The organism is Catenulispora yoronensis (assembly GCF_039531695.1).
GTDB lineage: Bacteria > Actinomycetota > Actinomycetes > Streptomycetales > Catenulisporaceae > Catenulispora > Catenulispora yoronensis.
On sequence record NZ_BAAAQN010000055.1, the window covers coordinates 41,769 to 58,322 of the forward strand.

Genomic DNA, 16,554 nt, shown 5'->3' on the forward strand with positions numbered 1-16,554 from the left:
GAGGAGTGGCGCGTGATCGCCTTCGTGTCCGGCCCGGTGGCCGCGGTGAACCCGGCCAGCGCCGTGGTCGAGGTGGGCGGGGTCGGCATGCTCGTGCACTGCGGGCCCGCGACGCTGGCCGCGCTGACCGTCGGCGAGCCGGCCAAGCTCTACACCGCGCTGGTGGTCCGCGAGGACTCGCTGACCCTGTTCGGGTTCGGCAGCGACGACGAGCGCGTGGTCTTCGAACTGCTCCAGACCGCCAGCGGCATCGGCCCCAAGGTGGCGCAGGCGATGCTGTCGGTGCACGCCCCGGACACACTGCGGATGATCTTCATGACCGGGGACGAGGCGGCCCTGACCCAGGTTCCCGGCATCGGCAAGAAGGGCGCCCAGCGGCTGTTGCTGGAGCTCAAGGAGCGGCTGGGCCCGCCGTCCGGCGCGGTCCCGGGCCAGGCCCAGAACGGCTGGACCCGGGCCGGCCTGGGCTCCTGGCGGATCCAGCTGCTGGAGGCGCTGACCGGGCTGGGCTGGTCGGCCCGCGAGGCCGACGACGCGGTGACCTCGGTGGCGCCGCTGGCCGCCGAGCAGGAGGCGGCCGGGCAGACCGTCCAGCTCGGGCCGCTGCTGAAGGCGGCGCTGCGGACGATGAAGAAGTAGCCGCGCTGGCGGAGAACCAGCACTTCGGCGGGTGGGCGGCGAGCGCGGACCGGCGGGAAAGCGACGTGCTGACAGGGGGCGGGAACCGGAACGGCGAGCGGGAAACGGAGACGGCGATGCGCCAGGTGGCCTTGTACGAAACGACGACGCTGGACGAGGTCTGGACCCTGATCGGAGGGCTCGGCTCCCGGTCGCTGGTCTTCGACGTCGAACCGCTGGTGGCGATCTGGGACACCGACACCGCCGCCCTGGACGCCGGGCTGGCCGAGACGCTCCGCCGGCTGGAGCACCTGCCGGACCGCGAGGTGGTGCTGTTCTCCACCAACTCCGCCCGCCGGCCGACGGCGCTGCCGGGCCTGCCGGACACCCGGATCGGCTACCGCTCCTCGGCCGACAAACCGTTGCGGGTCAACGAATATCGGGACCTTCCGCGCCCCGGCCTGGTGGTCGGGGACCAGCTGGCCACCGACGGCGCGCTGGCCTGGCGGCTCGGCTTCGACTTCGTGCACTACCAGCCGCCGCGGGACCGGGTCCCGGTCGGACCGCGGATGCTGATGGCGCTCGGCGAGCTGCTCAGGCCCCTGCTGTTCCGGGCGCCTTGAGGCCGCTCGGCCTTCTGTCGGCCGGACCTGGCAGGATGGACGAGCTCTGTCGCCGGCCGGTACCGACCGGCACCGGTCGGCACCGGCACCGACCGACACCGGCCGAGACCGACGCCTGATCGGACCCGGCCGGCACCGGATCGGAACCAGCCCTGCCGGACCCGGTCGGCACCAGCCGGCCAGTCAGCACCAGCCAGACCCAGCCGGACCCAGTCAGCATCAGCCAGCACCAGCCGGACCCAGCCAGCACCAGCCAGGAGAGCCCCCGCCGTGGAACAGGAAACCGAACGCCTCGTCTCGGGCAGCGCCGTCACCGGCGACCCCGAGGAGCAGGCGGCCGAGGCGGCGCTGCGGCCCAAGCGGCTGGCCGAGTTCGTCGGCCAGCCCAAGGTCCGCGACCAGCTCTCGCTGGTGCTGGACGCCGCGCGGATGCGCGGCGCGGCGCCGGACCACGTGCTGCTGTCCGGGCCGCCCGGCCTGGGCAAGACCACGCTGTCCATGATCATCGCCACCGAGCTGGCGGTCCCGATCCGGATCACCTCCGGGCCGGCCATCCAGCACGCCGGCGACCTGGCGGCCATCCTGTCCTCGCTGGCCGAGGGCGAGGTGCTGTTCCTGGACGAGATCCACCGCATGTCCCGGCCCGCCGAGGAGATGCTCTACATGGCGATGGAGGACTTCCGGGTCGACGTGATCGTCGGCAAGGGCCCCGGCGCCACCGCGATCCCGCTGGAGCTGCCGCCGTTCACCCTGGTCGGCGCCACCACCCGCTCCGGCCTGCTGCCGGCCCCGCTGCGCGACCGCTTCGGCTTCACCGCGCACCTGGAGTTCTACAGCCCGCAGGACCTGGAGCACGTGGTCAACCGCTCGGCGCGGCTGCTGGGCGTGCGCATCGACCCCGACGGCGCCCGGGAGATCGCCGGCCGCTCCCGGGGCACCCCGCGGATCGCCAACCGGCTGCTGCGCCGGGTCCGGGACTACGCCGAGGTCAAGGCGGACGGCGCGGTGACGCTGGAGATCGCCCGGGCGGCGCTGGCCGTCTACGAGGTCGACGAGCGCGGCCTGGACCGCCTGGACCGCGCGGTGCTGCACGCGCTGCTCAAGCTGTTCGGCGGCGGCCCGGTCGGGCTGTCCACGCTGGCCGTCGCGGTCGGCGAGGAGTCCGAGACGGTCGAGGAGGTCGCCGAGCCGTTCCTGGTCCGCGAGGGCCTGCTGGCCCGCACCCCGCGGGGCCGGATCGCGACCGCCGCGGCCTGGGCCCATTTCGGGCTCAGCGCCCCGTGACCAGGCGATCCCGTCCACGATCCGGACGAGATCGGACACAGCGGGCAAAAAGTTTCAGACTCAGTGGCCACAGTGCCCCCACCAGGCGACTTGCGGCCCCTCGAACGCAGGCGGTTCACAACTTCCGGACGATTTCGACTACGTTGAGTCACGGGAACCGGCCGTGGGCCCCGGACCGTTGTTCGGGGCGTATCCACTCGCATAAACTCCGCGAGTCGGGCGGTGCCCCCCACCGCCTACCAGCGACCTCCCGGCCCGGCGCCGGCGGTCTTCACCAAGGACCAGCGACACCATGGGATCTCCCGTCTTCCTGATCTGGATCGTCCTGATCGGGGCCATGTTCTACTTCATGATGATCCGGCCGCAGAAGCGCGCCCGGCAGCAACAGGTGAATCTGCTCGACCACCTGCAGCCCGGCGCCCAGGTGCGGACCACCGCCCAGATCATGGGCACCGTGGTCGAGGTCGGCGACGACTGGGCCATCGTGGAGACCACCCCCGGCACGCGGATCAAGTTCGGCAAGCCCGCGATCGTCGGCATCATCATGGCCGACGAGGAGGAGGGCGCCGAGGACGGTGCCGACGCGCCGACGCCCGGCGGGATCGGCGACGTCCCGGCCGACGCCGGAACGCCGGACGCGACGCACGAAGCGACGCACGACGCGGACGGCCTCGCGGCCGAGGCCGACGCCGAGCCGGAGGCCGACGCGGTCCCGGTCGCGACGGCCAAGGACGCCGAGCCCGTCGCGAAGCCGTAACCCCCGGCACGGAACGGCTTCACAAGACAGAAGGCTTGCTCAGCGAAAACCTGTAAGGTCGCACCGCCGTCCCGGATGCCAACCGGGCCGAGGCGGCGGGCGGCGTGGGGTGTGACCGACGCGCCGGCGACGGATCACGACACGACACGAAGAGACGGACGAATCCCTTGGCCGGATCGAAGGCTCCGCGGTCCCGAAACCGCAAGACGAGCCCATGGACCCCCCTGACGGTGCTGGCCGCCGTGATCATGGTCCTCGTGGGCACCATGATCGGCACCGGGCACCGCGCGCCGCAGCTGGGCATCGACCTGGCCGGCGGTACCACCATGACGATGACCGCCAAGGGCGGCACCCCGTCGGCCGCCGACATGGACACCGCGCTGCAGATCATGCGCAACCGGGTCAACGGCCAGGGTGTCTCCGAGGCCGAGGTGACCAAGCAGGGCAGCAAGGCGATCCAGGTCGACGTGCCCGGCAAGAACTCCTCGGAAATGCTCAAGCAGCTGGGCCAGACCGCCAAGCTCTACTTCCGGATCGTGGTGCCGAACCCGACCGCCTACGGGGTGGCCGAGCGCACCACGCCAGCCCCGGTGGCCGCCACGCCGACCTCGCCGAGCAGCAGCCCGTCCGGCTCGGCGACCCCGTCCGGCAGCGCCAGCCCCTCGGGCACGGCCACCGGTACGGCCTCGCCGTCCGGTTCGGCCACTCCGGCCGCCGGCAGCAGCACCGGTGCCAAGGCCACGACCCCGACCTCCGGGGCCACCAGCAGCCAGCACCGGGTGGCCGACTCCGGTCTGAAGGCCGCCGACGAGGCTCCGTCCTCGAACCCGACCGGCAGCTCCTCGGCGCCGGCCACGCCCTCGGGCACCGCCACGGCGAGCGCCGGCTCCTCCGGCTCGGCCGCCTCCACGGCCCCGGCCTCCGGCGCCACCACCCCGGCGGCCACGCCGGCCGCCCCGAGCTCCTCGGGCCCGCCGGACGTCACCCCGGACGGCACGCCGAAGGAGGCGCAGCCCAGCGCCGACGTGCTGGCGCTGTACTCGACCATCGACTGCCTGCACCCGCCGTCGGACCTGGGCAGCCTGTTCGGCCCGGAGAAGTTCGCGGTCGGCTGTGACTTCACCCGGCACATCCCCTACCTGCTGGCCCCGGCCGACGTCGACGGCAAGGACCTGTCCGGCGCCTCGGCCAACGCCGAGCAGGCCGGCGGCGCGAACGCCATCCTGACCGGGGCCTGGGAAGTCGACCTGTCCTTCAACGGCAAGGGCGCCAAGGACTTCGGCGCGGTCACCACGCTGCTGTACCAGAACCAGGGCAGCTTCGCGGTCGACCTGGACGGCACCGTCTACAGCGCGGCCACCGTGCAGACCCCGATCACCGACGGGAACGCCCGGATCACCGGCACCTTCACCCAGTCGGAGGCCGAGAACCTGGCCAACGTGCTGAAGTACGGCTCGCTGCCGATCACCTTCGAGCAGGGCGACGTCTCGCAGATCTCGGCCTCGCTGGCCGGCAACCAGCTGACCGCCGGCCTGATCGCGGGCGCGATCGGCATGGCGCTGGTCATCCTGTACCTGGTGGTCTACTACCGCGGCCTGGCCGTGGTGGCCGTCGCCTCGCTGGTGATCTCCGGGGTCCTGACCTACGCGCTGGCCACCCTGCTGGGCCCGGCGATGGGCTTCCGGCTCTCGCTGGCCGGCGTGGCCGGTCTGGTGGTGGCCATCGGCATCACCGCGGACTCGTTCGTCATCTACTTCGAACGACTGCGCGACGAGGTCCGTGAGGGCCGGTCCCTGCGCACCGCGGTGGACCACGGCTGGACCCGGGCCCGGCGCACCATCATCTCCTCGGACTTCGTGTCCTTCCTGGCCGCCTTCGTGCTCTACGAGGTCTCGGTCGGCACCGTGAAGGGCTTCGCGTTCACCCTGGGCCTGACCACCCTGCTGGACATCATCGTGGTGTTCATGTTCACCAAGCCGGTGGTCACCCTGCTCGCCCGCCGGAAGTTCTTCGCCGACGGCCACCCCTGGTCCGGTCTGGACCCGAACCGCCTGGGCGTCAAGAAGTCCCCGGGCCTGCGCCAATCGATCGTCGACCGCCGCGCCGCCGCCCGCCGCCAGGGCTCTGCGGAAGGGATGGAAGCCTGATGTCCGCCTCCAACAGCTGGGGCAACCGCCTGTACCGCGGCGAGGTCTCCTACGACTTCATCGGCAAGCAGAAGCGCTGGTACACCGTCTCGGGCGTGCTGCTGCTGGTCTCGGTGGCCTCGCTGCTGATCTTCGGGCTGAAGTTCAGCCTGGACTTCCGCGGCGGCTCGCAGTTCGACGTCAAGTCCGAGACGCTGAGCGTGGAGACCGTCAAGACCCACGTCGCGGAGATCAGCAAGGACCCGACGGTGCAGGTCGCCGACGTGGTCGGCAAGCGGCACGTGATCGTCAAGACCACGCCGCTGACCCCGGAGGAGCAGACCAAGGTCCGCGACGTCATCGCCAAGGACGCCGGGGTCAAGGACTCGAACGAGATCACCACCAACCTGGTCTCCGGCTCCTGGGGCCACGAGATCACCCAGAAGGCGATCGAGGGTCTGGTGATCTTCGTCGTGCTGGTGCTGATCTACCTGGCGGTGTTCTACGAGTGGAAGATGGCGCTGTCCGGCGTCATCGCCCTGGCCCACGACCTGGTGATCACGGCCGGCATCTACGCGCTGGTCGGCTTCGAGGTCTCGCCGGCCACCGTGATCGGCTTCCTGACCATCCTGGGCTACTCGCTCTACGACACCGTCGTGGTGTTCGACAAGGTCCGGGAGAACACCAAGGGCCTGGGCAGCTCCAAGACCGACCTGAGCTACACCCAGGCCGCGAACCTGGCGGTCAACCAGACCCTGATCCGGTCGCTGAACACCTCGCTGATCGCCCTGATCCCGGTGGCCGCGCTGCTGTTCGCCGGCACCCTGGTCGGCGGCGCGGGCGTGCTCCAGGACCTGGCGCTGGCGCTGCTGGTCGGTATCGCGGTCGGCACCTACTCCTCGATCTTCATCGCCACCCCGCTGCTGGCCGACCTGAAGGAGCGCGAGCCGGAGATGCGCGCGCTCAAGCGCAAGACCGCCGGCGCGCAGGCCAAGGCCGCGGCCCGGGCCGAGCGCACGGTCCCGGTGCAGGAGCGGGTGCCGGGGTCCTACCTCGGCGGCGACGCGGACGGCGAGGACGGCGAGGAACTGGACGAGATCCCCGAGACCACGCCGCGGGACCTGCCGCGCGGGCCGCGGAACCAGCCGGTGCGGGGCGACCGCGGCCGGAACCGGCCCAGCGGGAAGCGGCGCTGATCCGCCGCTCCGACAGCTCGGCCCTCAGCGCGCTCCCCGCGTCGCGAGCGGCGCGGGGACGATGAGAGCGCGGGGTAAGCTCACTCGGTGAGCTTCCCCGAAAACCCCGGTGGCGGGGACCTTCTGGAACCTCCGGTTCTGGACCAGGTCCTCGCCACTCGCATTCTCGACGTCCCCGACTACCCGCAGCCGGGCGTCGTGTTCAAGGACATCACCCCGCTGCTCGGCGACCCGGCGGCGTTCGGCGCCGTGGTGGGCGCGATGGCCGAGCAGGTGCGGGCGTCCGGGGCCACCCGCGTGGCCGGGCTGGAGGCCCGGGGCTTCATACTGGCCGCCCCGGTGGCGCTGGCGGCCGGCGTCGGCTTCGTCCCGGTGCGCAAGGCCGGCAAACTGCCGCGCGCCACCTTCCGCGAGGACTACCAGCTCGAATACGGCACCGCGACCATAGAGGTGCACCGCGACGCCTTCGAGCCCGGCGAGCGCGTCATGATCGTCGACGACATCCTGGCCACCGGCGGCACCGCCGTGGCGGCCGCGAAGCTGGTCCGCGACGCCGGCGCGGTGCCGGTGGGCCTGTCGGTGCTGATGGAGCTGGGCTTCCTGGCCGGCCGCGACCGCTTCGCGGCGTCCGTCCCCGAGGCCGGGATCCACACGTTGCTGCTGGTGTGACCTGCCGATCGCAGGAGTGGGAAACAATGTCAAGACAGAGGTCGTTACACTTGGCACACCCACCGACGTGAGAGGGGTCGCGCTTGACGACGAAGGAGCAGGTCGGGACGACGTCCGGATCCGGCGCGGCCGGCGGCGGAGCCGCGGGCCGGGAGCCGGGAGCTGGCGCGAACGGGGCTGCTGCCACGTCGGGGCGCGGCGGGGGATCCGCTGCGGGGGATGAGCGGAAGAAGGGGCGGGGCGGTGCCGGGGCCGGCAAGGGTTCCGGTGGCGGTTCTGGTTCTCACCCTGGTTCTGGTTCTGGTTCTGGTTCTGGTTCTGGCGGGAGCTCCGGCTCTGGCGGCGGTTCTGGTTCCGGTTCCGGCTCGGGCTCCGGTGAGGCCGGCGCGAGTGCGGCCGAGAATGGCGCTGGTGCGGCTTCCGGGTCGGCCGGCGGCGCCAAGGGCGCTTCGGGCGGTGCGGCGGCCTCCGGTGGCCAGAACGGGCCGGCAGGGCGGTCAGGGCCGTCGGCGAAGTCCGGCGGTGCGGGTTCGCCTTCAGTCGCTGCTGTTTCTGGGCCCGCTTCCTCCTCGGGCTCCGCAGGTGCTTCGAGCTCCTCGGGTTCCTCAAGCTCCTCAGGTTCTTCCAGCTCCTCAGGTTCCTCAAGCTCCTCAGCTGCTTCTCCCTCTTCAGGTTCGGCCGGCTCCTCCGGCTCCACTTCCGCCGCGCAGGCCGGTTCGGCGCCCTCGGCCATAGCTCCCCGGACCGCGCCGCCGCCGTCCGCCTCGCGGCCCTCGCCGCAGCCGCAGGCCGCCAAGGCCCCGGCCGTGCCGACGCTGCCGACCGCGCCGCCGGTCCCGGCGCCGTCGGTCGCCGTCGACCGCACCGGTTCCTCGCGGCCCAGCTCCAGCCGGGTCCGCGCGCGCCTGGCGCGCCTGGGCAGCACCCGCAGCGGAGGACCGCCGCCGGTGCTGGACCCGATGTTCAAGATCATCCGGGCCAATCACCCGAAGGCCGACCTGAAGCCGGTCGAGCAGGCGTACGCGATCGCCGAGAAGCACCACCGCGGCCAGCGCCGCAAGAGCGGCGACCCGTACATCACGCACCCGCTGGCCGTCACCACCATCCTGGCCGAGCTGGGCATGGACGTGCCGACGCTGTGCGCCGGGCTGCTCCACGACACCGTCGAGGACACCGACTACACGCTGGACATGCTGCGCGCCGACTTCGGCGACACCATCGCGCTGCTGGTCGACGGCGTCACCAAGCTGGACAAGGTGAAGCTGGGCGAGGCCACGCAGGCCGAGACCGTGCGCAAGATGGTCGTGGCCATGGCCCGGGACATCCGGGTGCTGGTGATCAAGCTCGCCGACCGGCTGCACAACATGCGGACCATGCGCTACATGAAGCGCGAGAGCCAGGAGCGCAAGTCCCGCGAGACGCTGGAGATCTACGCCCCGCTGGCGCACCGGCTGGGCATGAACACGATCAAGTGGGAGCTGGAGGACCTGGCGTTCGCCATCCTCTACCCGAAGATGTACGACGAGATCGTGCGCCTGGTCTCCGAGCGCGCGCCCAAGCGCGAGGAGTACCTGAGCCAGGTCATCGACGCGGTGCACACCGACCTGCGCGAGGCCAAGATCCGGGCCACCGTCACCGGCCGGCCCAAGCACTACTACTCGGTCTACCAGAAGATGATCGTCCGCGGCCGCGACTTCGCCGACATCTACGACCTGGTCGGCATCCGGGTCCTGGTGGACTCGGTCCGCGACTGCTACGCGGCGCTCGGCGCCATCCACGCGCGGTGGAACCCGGTCCCGGGCCGGTTCAAGGACTACATCGCGATGCCGAAGTTCAACATGTACCAGTCCTTGCACACCACGGTGATCGGCCCCGGCGGCAAGGCGGTGGAGCTGCAGATCCGCACCTTCGCGATGCACCGGCGCGCGGAGTACGGCGTGGCGGCGCACTGGAAGTACAAGGAGGACGCGGTCGAGGGCGTCCGCAAGCCGTCCAACGGCGCCGGCACCAACCCCGGCGGCGACATGGCGTGGCTGCGGCAGCTGCTGGACTGGCAGAAGGAGACCGCGGACCCGAACGAGTTCCTCGACGCGCTGCGCTTCGACCTGTCCACCGCCGAGGTCTACGTCTTCACGCCCAAGGGCATGGTGATGGCGCTGCCCTCGGGCTCCACCCCGGTCGACTTCGCCTACGCGGTCCACACCGAGATCGGGCACCACACCATAGGGGCCCGCGTCAACGGCCGCCTGGTCCCGCTGGACAGCCGCCTGGACAACGGCGACGTGGTGGAGATCTTCACCTCCAAGGCGCCCAACTCCGGCCCCAGCCGCGACTGGCTGTCCTTCGTCGCCTCCCCCCGCGCCCGCAACAAGATCCGCCAGTGGTACACCAAGGAGCGCCGCGAGGAGGCGGTCGAGCAGGGCAAGGAGCAGCTCGCCAAGGCCATGCGCAAACAGGGGCTGCCGCTCCAGCGCCTGATGACCTCCGAGTCCCTGGCCACCGTCGCCCACGACCTGCGCCACGCCGACATCAGCGCCCTGTACGCGGCGATCGGCGAGGGGCACGTCTCGGCCCAGCACGTGGTGCACCGCCTGCTGCACCTGCTCGGCGGCGAGGAGGGCGCGACCGAGGACCTGGCCGAGGCCACCGTCCCGGGCAACATCGAGAAGCTGTCCCGCCGCGGCCAGGCCCGCCCCTCCGGCGACCCGGGCGTCCTGGTGAAGGGCGCCGACGACATCTGGGTGAAACTCGCCCGCTGCTGCACCCCCGTCCCCGGCGACGAGATCATCGGCTTCATCACCCGCGCCTCGGGCGTCTCCGTCCACCGCGCCGACTGCTCCAACGTCGAATCGCTGGCCGCCCAGCCCGAACGAATGGTGGAGGTGTCATGGTCGCCGGGTGGGGCGTCCATGTTTCTAGTCGCGATCCAAGTCGAGGCCCTGGACCGGTCCCGACTGCTGTCGGACGTGACGAGAGTGCTGTCGGACCAGCATGTGAACATCCTGTCGGCGTCGGTGACGACGAGCCGCGACCGGGTGGCGATCTCGCGGTTCACGTTCGAGATGGCGGATCCGGCGCATTTGGGGGCGGTGTTGAAGGCGGTTAAGGGGGTTGAAGGGGTGTTTGATGTTTATCGGGTGACTAGTGCGAAGCATGGGTAGGTAGGGGCGGCTGGGCGGCTGGGCGGCGGCAGCCGTGCCGAAACCTTGAGCGAATTCGCACGTTCGGCGAAAGTGACCGATGCCGCTCGAAAGCATGAACTCGCGGCGGTTATCGTCCCAGCTATGGTCGGTTCTTCGCGCGAGGCGACTTTTCGCGTACTGGGACTGGATGTTCCGGCCCCCGACACGTTGTCGGTCATCTCTGACGACGTGACGGAAATCCGCCCTGGAGCCGCGTATCGACACACTGCGCACGACCCGGCCGAACTCACACTTGTCGGCCTGGAGGACACCCCGGCCGGTGCGATCTGGAGGCAGATGATGACGTTGGACAGTTCTTTCTACCGGTCGTCTTTCTCGCGGATGTTGCGGGATGAGGGGCGTGCTGAGGGAGTCGCTGAAGGGCGTGCCGAAGGAGTCGCTGAGGGGCTCATTACTGCGATCAACCAAATTCTTGATCGGCGAGAGATCCGCGTGAGCCAGGAACAGCGGGCGTTGTACAGCGTGTGCAGTGACGCGGACCAGCTCAACACCTGGCTTGACCGTGCTATCACCGCGACCACCGCCGCCGAGATCTTCGACGTCGACTGATTCCTCGACCCGCCCCCCGAGACCCGACCCACCCCTCACCCCCTCACCCCCTCACCCCCTCACCCCCGCGGCACCAACGTCGCCGCCGTCCTCCGCCCCGCGTAGTACGCGTCGACGTTCGCCAGGGTCGTGTTCACGATCTGTTCCACCGCGTCGCGCGTGAAGTACGCCTGGTGCGAAGTCACGAGTACGTTCGGGAACGTCATCAGCCGCGCCAGGACGTCGTCGGCCACCACCTCGTGGCTCCGGTCGTAGAAGAAGACGCCGGCCTCCTCCTCGTAGACGTCCAGGGCCACGCCGCCGAGGCGGTGCTCTTTCAGGGCTTTGACCAGGGCTTCGCTGTTGATCAGGCCGCCGCGGGAGGTGTTGATCAGGAGGGCGTCCGGTTTCATGGTGCTCAGGGCCGGGGCGTCGATCAGGTGGTGGGTCTCCGGGAGGAGGGGGACGTGGAGGCTGATCACGTCGCTCGCGGCCAGGAGGTCGGGAAGGGGGACGTAGGTCAGGCCCAGGGCTTCGCAGGCGGGGTTGGGGCGGGCGTCCCAGCCCAGGAGGGTCACGCCGAAGCCGGCGGCGATGCGGGCGAAGCTCTCGCCGATCTTGCCGGTGCCGATCACGCCGATGGTGCGGCCGTGGACGTCGCGGCCCAGGAGGCCGTCGAGGCGGAAGTCGAAGTCGCGGGTGCGGATGGTGGCGCGGGGCAGGTTGCGGTCCAGGCCCAGGGCGAGGGTCCAGGCGAACTCGGCGACCGAGTAGGGGGAGTAGTAGTCGACGCGGGCGATGTAGAGGCCCAGGCGTTCGGCCTCGTCGAGGTCGATGTTGTTGAAGCCGGTCGAGCGCTGGCAGACGGCCTTGGTGCCGCCGGTGTCGAGCCGCCGCAGGACCGGGGCCGACAGGTCGGCGTTGACGCTGGCGCTGACCACCTCGTAGCCGTCGGCCAGCGGTGCGGTGTCCTCGTTCAGCACGACGTCCAGGCAGCGGAGCGGGTAGCGGCCGGCGAAGGCGGACTCCAGGATGGCGCGCTCGTCGCGGGTCTGGACGCCGAATGCGAGGACTTCGTCAGCCTGGGCCATGGTTCATGACTACGGCCGGAGCGGAGCGGGCGCCCGCCGGGCCGGGGCGTTCGGGCGATGGGGGAGGGGCCGAGGAGCGGTGCCACCTCGATCCCGCAGGCGGACGTCAGGCTGGGAAACTAGGTGAAAGTAGCCGTCCCGAATCCCACCGCCCCGCTCAACGCGAACATCGCCGCCGTCAGCATCAGTACCGCGAGCACCACCCCGGCGGCGGCCGTCGCCGGCGCCACCCGCGCGGGCCAGATGTCGGTCGGACGCCGCGGGTCGTACCGGATCCCCACCTTGCCCTCCGGCGTCTCCCGGAACGTCGCCCGGCTGCCGGCCCGCCGCTTCTCCCCGTGCAGCGTCGTGAACTCGTAGACCCGGTGCAGCACGAAGCTCTCGTCGGACGGATGCGGCGGCACGGTGTACCCCTCGGAGGTCGCCACGCCCTCCACCACGACGGTGCGCCACAGCGCCGCCGGGTTCACGACGTAGTCCCGGCACAGCGCCAGCAGCATCCACGGCAGGCCTCCGGCCAGCAGCCCGAATCCACCGGTGACGAGCCACAGCGCGGCCCTGGTGCCCTGACCGCTGACAAGGAATGCGAGCAGCATCGCGAGATACGTGGCGACCGCCACGATCAACCCCTTACGCGCCGGAGACAACGTCCGCGCCAGGACTCGCATCCGCACGTCGCACACCTTAGCGATCACCGGAGACGGAATGTAGCCCGTCGGCCGAAGTGCCATGCCGCGCCAGCCGGTGGCCGGGCTGACGCGAAAAAGCGCCCGGGCGCCCTCCCTCAGGAGCGCACCCGGACGCCGGGCCTTACACCTTGACCAGCCGAGTGGCTGGAGCTGGCGGAGTGGACAGAGCCGGTGGAACGGACAGAGCCGACGGAGCTTCCGCAAGCAGTCGAGCCGCCGAGCGAGCCGCCGCAAGCAGTTGAGTCAGCCAAGCCGCCGCAAGCAGTCCAGCCGACCGAACCACTGTGAGCAGCCGAAGCAGCCGAGCCGATCGAGCCGCCACAAGCAGTCCAGCCGACCGAACTACCGCAAGCAGCCGAACCAGCCGAACCAGCTGAGCCGACCGAGCCGCCTGGTCCGGCCCAACCAGCCGAGCCAGCGGCCCAATCAACCGAGCTGGCCCAACCAACCGTGCCGACCCAACCAACCGAGCCGATCGAGCCGCCGGATCTGGCCCAACCAACCGAGCCAGCCCAACCAACCGAGCCAGCCCAACCAGCCGAGCCGGCGGCCCAACCAACCAACCACCCCACCCCAACCCTCACCGAGTGAACTCGGCCAGCGCCTTCTCAGCCTCCGTCAGCCACTCCTGCCGCGCCGCGATCGAAGCCTCCGCCTCGGCGACCTTCTTCTCCTGTCCCGCCGCCCGCGCCTTCTCCGCCTGCGTCTGGAGCTTCGCGATCGCCGTGCGCAGCTGCTCGACCGTGGCCTCGGCGCGGGCCCGCTTCTCCGGGTCCTTGCGCGAGAGCTCCGCCGCCTCGGCGTCGGCGATCGCGCGGTCCACGGTGTGGAGCCGGCCCTCGATGCGCTGGCGGGCGTCGCGCGGTACCGGGCCGATGGCCTCCCAGCGCTCGTTGAGGGAGCGCAGGGCGGTGCGGGCCGCGCGGTGGTCGGTGATCGGCAGCAGGGCCTCGGCCTCCACCACCAGCACCTCCTTGGCGGCCAGGTTCTCGCGCTCGGCGCCGCTGCGCTCGTCCAGGACGGCGTTGCGGGCCGCGAAGAAGGTGTCCTGCGCCGCCTTGAAGCGCTTCCAGAGCTCGTCCTCGACGTCGCGCTGGGCCCGGCCGGCGGTCTTCCACTCGCCCATCAGGTCGCGGAAGCGGCCGGCGGTGATGTTCCAGTCGGTGCTGTCCTGCAGCGCCTCGGCCTCGGCGATCAGGCGCTCCTTGTGCGAGCGGATCTGCACCCGCTGCTGGTCCAGCTCGGCGAAGTGCTGCTTGCGGCGCTTGGCGAAGGCCGAGCGGGACTGCGACAGGCGGTGCCACAGCTCGTCGTCGGTCTTGCGGTCCAGCCGCGGCGCCGCCTTCCACTCGTCGAGCAGCACCTTCATCCGGTCGCCGGCCACCCGCCACTCGGTGCTGACCGCCAGCCGCTCGGCCTCCTCGGCCAGCGCCTGCTTGGCCTGCCGGGCGTCGGCCTGCTGCTGCTCGCGCGCCGCGCGGTGCTCGGCGCGGCGCTGCTCGGCCAGCTCCACCAGGCCGTCCAGGCGGGCCAGCAGGCCGTCCAGGTCGCCGACCGCGGCCGCGCCGGTGATCTGCTCGCGGAGCTTGCCGATCTTGTCCAGGGCGTCCTTCGGGGACGGCGCCGAGGGGCCCGACTGCTTCAGCCGGTTGGCGATCAGGTCGACCTCGACCTTCAAACCGTCGAACTTGCGCTGGTAGTAGGCCAGCGCCTCGTCCGGGGAACCCGCCGCCCACGAGCCGACCTGCCGCTCGCCGTCGGCGGTCCGGACGTAGACGGTGCCGTCCTCGGCGACCCGGCCCCAAGCCTCCGGTGCCTCGCCCACGATGAGCCTCCAAGTTCTCGAACCGGGTGTCGGCTGACGGGTCCGCCACATACACCTGCACGGATCCGGATCCCGGTCATCCAGTGGGACACAATAGCGCGGACCGTCCCGGGTGGGGGACGGCCCGCGTCACGTTCCGGCGTCGAAGCGCCGTCCGGGCCCGGTGCGGGCCCGTGCCCGCCACCGCCCGCGGGGGTTATTTGATCGTCACGCTCTTGATGTCGGCCGGCAGCTTCGGCTTGCCGTCGCCGGAGCCGGTGTCCTCGCCGCCCGCGGCGATCTTGGTGACCACGTCCAGGCCGCCGGTGATCTTGCCCCACGGGGTGTAGCTGGCGGGCAGCTGGGTGTCCTTGTAGACGATGAAGAACTGGCTGCCGTTGGTGCCCGGGCCGGCGTTCGCCATGGCGATGGTGCCGGCCGGGTAGGTGGCGCCGGTCAGGTTCTCGTCCTGGAACTGGTAGCCGGGGCCGCCGCTGCCGGTGGCGCTCGGGTCGCCGCACTGGAGCACGTAGATGCCCTGCGTGGTGAGCCGGTGGCACTTGGTGTTGTCGAAGTAGCCCTTCTTCGCCAGGTACTCGAAGGAGTACGTGGTGTAGGGGGCCTTCGTGGTCAGCGCGTCGAACGTGAGGTCGCCGGAGCTGAAGTGGAGGGTCGCGGTGTACGGCTTGGCCGCCTCGGCCGCGTCGTAGGTCGGCACGCCGACGTCCTTGGAGGCCTGGCCGGTCTTGGTGTAGCCCACCTTCTCGGCGCTGGAGCTCGGGCTCGCGTCCGGGGTGGCGGCGGTGCTGTCCGCCGTGGTCGGGGCCGACGTCGTCGGCGTCGAGCCGGCCGCCGGGCTCGCCTTGTCGCCGTTGCCGCTGGTCAGAACCGCGACGCCGATCCCTATCCCGACGACCACGACAGCGGCGACGGCGGCCGTGATGATGTTGCGCTTCTTGGCGGCCTGCTGCTGCTCGGCAAGGCGGGCCTGGACGCGCTCGTAACGGGCGCGCTCGAGCTCTCGCTGACGGTCCTTGCTGGTCACCGATTCGCCTCCGGGAAGTGGTCGACCTTGTCGGCCAGGTCGTGTCGAGTCTGATGAGGAGCGGGATATGGGGTGATCCAAGCTCCAGCGGGACAGTGTACGGTGCATTCCCTAGAAATCAGCTGTGAGCTTCCAATGAGTTCGCTTAGGGCCCGTCGCCGCCGGTAATCTGCGTAGGGAAATCTCTCGACCGCTGACCGAAGTGTGGGGCGCGCGTGCTTGTCGCCGGATTCCCAGCCGGAAGCCTGGGTGCGAACTGCTATCTCGTGGCGCCCGGCGCCGGGGAGCAGTGCGTGATCATCGATCCCGGCGAGGACGCCGTCGCCGGCGTCGAGGAGGTGGTCCGGGAGCACAAGCTGCAGCCGGTCGCCGTCCTGCTGACGCACGGCCACCTGGACCACACCATGTCCGTCGTCCCGGTCTGCGGCGACCACGGCGTCCCGGCCTACGTGCACCCCGGCGACCGCGAAATGCTGAGCGACCCGCAGAAGTGGCTGGGCATCGCCCCGGGCACGCCGGTGTTCGGGAAGCTGGAGTTCGCCGAGCCCGACGACGTCAAGGAGCTCACCGACGGCGTGGTGCTGGACCTGGCCGGCCTGGAGATCACCGTCGACCACGCCCCCGGCCATACCAGGGGCTCAGTGACGTTCCGGACTCCCGGCCTGCAGGACATCCCCCACGTGCTGTTCACCGGGGACCTCCTGTTCGCCGGAGCGGTCGGCCGCTGGGACCTCCCAGGCGGAAGCCGCGAAGAGTTGCTGGCGTCACTGGCCCGCGTCTGCCTGCCGCTGCCGGACGAGACCGTCGTCCTGTCCGGCCACGGCCCCCAGACCACGATCGGCCGCGAGCGCGCCACGAACCCGTTCCTGACGGAAGCCGCGCCGCTGTCGGTGAAACCCCGCGGCATGTAGGGATACCCAC

Annotated in this window: 14 protein-coding genes; 10 read left to right on the plus strand and 4 right to left on the minus strand. The window is 71.0% G+C overall.

Annotated features, from left to right (window positions below):
* Positions 1-12: 12 nt before the first annotated feature.
* From ruvA to ABD481_RS34670, 9 genes are all read left to right on the plus strand, one after another.
* Positions 13-639: a Holliday junction branch migration protein RuvA gene (gene ruvA / locus ABD481_RS34630; protein ID WP_344670060.1), complete on the plus strand. Its 627-nt coding sequence runs from the start codon at positions 13-15 to the stop codon at positions 637-639.
* 116 nt (positions 640-755) lie between these two features.
* On the plus strand, positions 756-1,241 hold the full coding sequence (locus ABD481_RS34635) for a hypothetical protein (RefSeq protein WP_344670061.1): 486 nt from the start codon (positions 756-758) through the stop codon (positions 1,239-1,241).
* Between the two features lie 270 nt (positions 1,242-1,511).
* Positions 1,512-2,525 (plus strand): Holliday junction branch migration DNA helicase RuvB, encoded by a 1,014-nt coding sequence (ruvB, locus tag ABD481_RS34640; RefSeq protein ID WP_344670062.1) that lies wholly within the window; start codon positions 1,512-1,514, stop codon positions 2,523-2,525.
* 292 nt (positions 2,526-2,817) lie between these two features.
* Positions 2,818-3,282 carry a preprotein translocase subunit YajC gene (yajC, locus tag ABD481_RS34645; protein WP_344670063.1) on the plus strand — a complete coding sequence of 155 codons (465 nt, stop codon included), beginning with the start codon at positions 2,818-2,820 and terminating at the stop codon, positions 3,280-3,282.
* Between the two features lie 266 nt (positions 3,283-3,548).
* Positions 3,549-5,429 (plus strand): protein translocase subunit SecD, encoded by a 1,881-nt coding sequence (gene secD, locus ABD481_RS34650; protein WP_344670097.1) that lies wholly within the window; start codon positions 3,549-3,551, stop codon positions 5,427-5,429.
* Positions 5,429-6,604 (plus strand): protein translocase subunit SecF, encoded by a 1,176-nt coding sequence (gene secF / locus ABD481_RS34655; protein ID WP_344670064.1) that lies wholly within the window; start codon positions 5,429-5,431, stop codon positions 6,602-6,604. The genes secD and secF overlap by 1 nt, the downstream gene beginning before the upstream one ends.
* Positions 6,605-6,691: 87 nt before the next feature.
* Positions 6,692-7,273: an adenine phosphoribosyltransferase gene (locus ABD481_RS34660; protein ID WP_344670065.1), complete on the plus strand. Its 582-nt coding sequence runs from the start codon at positions 6,692-6,694 to the stop codon at positions 7,271-7,273.
* A gap of 806 nt (positions 7,274-8,079) precedes the next feature.
* On the plus strand, positions 8,080-10,434 hold the full coding sequence (locus tag ABD481_RS34665) for a RelA/SpoT family protein (RefSeq protein ID WP_425559362.1): 2,355 nt from the start codon (positions 8,080-8,082) through the stop codon (positions 10,432-10,434).
* Between the two features lie 45 nt (positions 10,435-10,479).
* Positions 10,480-11,025, plus strand: a complete 546-nt coding sequence (locus tag ABD481_RS34670; protein ID WP_344670066.1) for a hypothetical protein — start codon at positions 10,480-10,482, stop codon at positions 11,023-11,025.
* 59 nt (positions 11,026-11,084) lie between these two features.
* Here ABD481_RS34670 and ABD481_RS34675 read toward each other — a convergent pair whose 3' ends face one another.
* The 4 genes from ABD481_RS34675 to ABD481_RS34690 all read right to left on the minus strand — a co-directional run bounded on the left by ABD481_RS34675 (position 11,085) and on the right by ABD481_RS34690 (position 15,633).
* Positions 11,085-12,095: a 2-hydroxyacid dehydrogenase gene (locus ABD481_RS34675; RefSeq protein WP_344670067.1), complete on the minus strand. Its 1,011-nt coding sequence runs from the start codon at positions 12,093-12,095 to the stop codon at positions 11,085-11,087.
* A gap of 119 nt (positions 12,096-12,214) precedes the next feature.
* Positions 12,215-12,769 (minus strand): DUF3592 domain-containing protein, encoded by a 555-nt coding sequence (locus ABD481_RS34680; protein WP_344670068.1) that lies wholly within the window; start codon positions 12,767-12,769, stop codon positions 12,215-12,217.
* Positions 12,770-13,364: 595 nt separating this feature from the next.
* The gene (locus ABD481_RS34685; protein WP_344670069.1) at positions 13,365-14,609 is read right to left on the minus strand and encodes a DUF349 domain-containing protein; all 1,245 of its coding nucleotides are present in this window, start codon (positions 14,607-14,609) and stop codon (positions 13,365-13,367) included.
* Positions 14,610-14,805: 196 nt separating this feature from the next.
* Positions 14,806-15,633 (minus strand): peptidylprolyl isomerase, encoded by an 828-nt coding sequence (locus ABD481_RS34690; protein ID WP_344670070.1) that lies wholly within the window; start codon positions 15,631-15,633, stop codon positions 14,806-14,808.
* 215 nt (positions 15,634-15,848) lie between these two features.
* On the opposite strand from ABD481_RS34690, the gene ABD481_RS34695 reads away from it, so the two are divergent.
* Complete coding sequence (locus tag ABD481_RS34695; RefSeq protein ID WP_344670071.1) at positions 15,849-16,544, plus strand: MBL fold metallo-hydrolase; 696 nt, start codon at positions 15,849-15,851, stop codon at positions 16,542-16,544.
* Positions 16,545-16,554 lie beyond the last annotated feature (10 nt).

What these genes read in the sequence shown, in the direction of transcription:
- secF (WP_344670064.1), top strand. Translation starts at nt 5,429, where the DNA reads ATGTCCGCCTCCAACAGCTGGGGCAACCGCCTGTACCGCGGCGAGGTC.
- ABD481_RS34635 (WP_344670061.1), top strand. Translation starts at nt 756, where the DNA reads ATGCGCCAGGTGGCCTTGTACGAAACGACGACGCTGGACGAGGTCTGG.
- secD (WP_344670097.1), top strand. Translation starts at nt 3,549, where the DNA reads ATGATCGGCACCGGGCACCGCGCGCCGCAGCTGGGCATCGACCTGGCC.
- yajC (WP_344670063.1), top strand. Translation starts at nt 2,818, where the DNA reads ATGGGATCTCCCGTCTTCCTGATCTGGATCGTCCTGATCGGGGCCATG.
- ABD481_RS34675 (WP_344670067.1), bottom strand. Translation starts at nt 12,095, where the DNA reads ATGGCCCAGGCTGACGAAGTCCTCGCATTCGGCGTCCAGACCCGCGAC.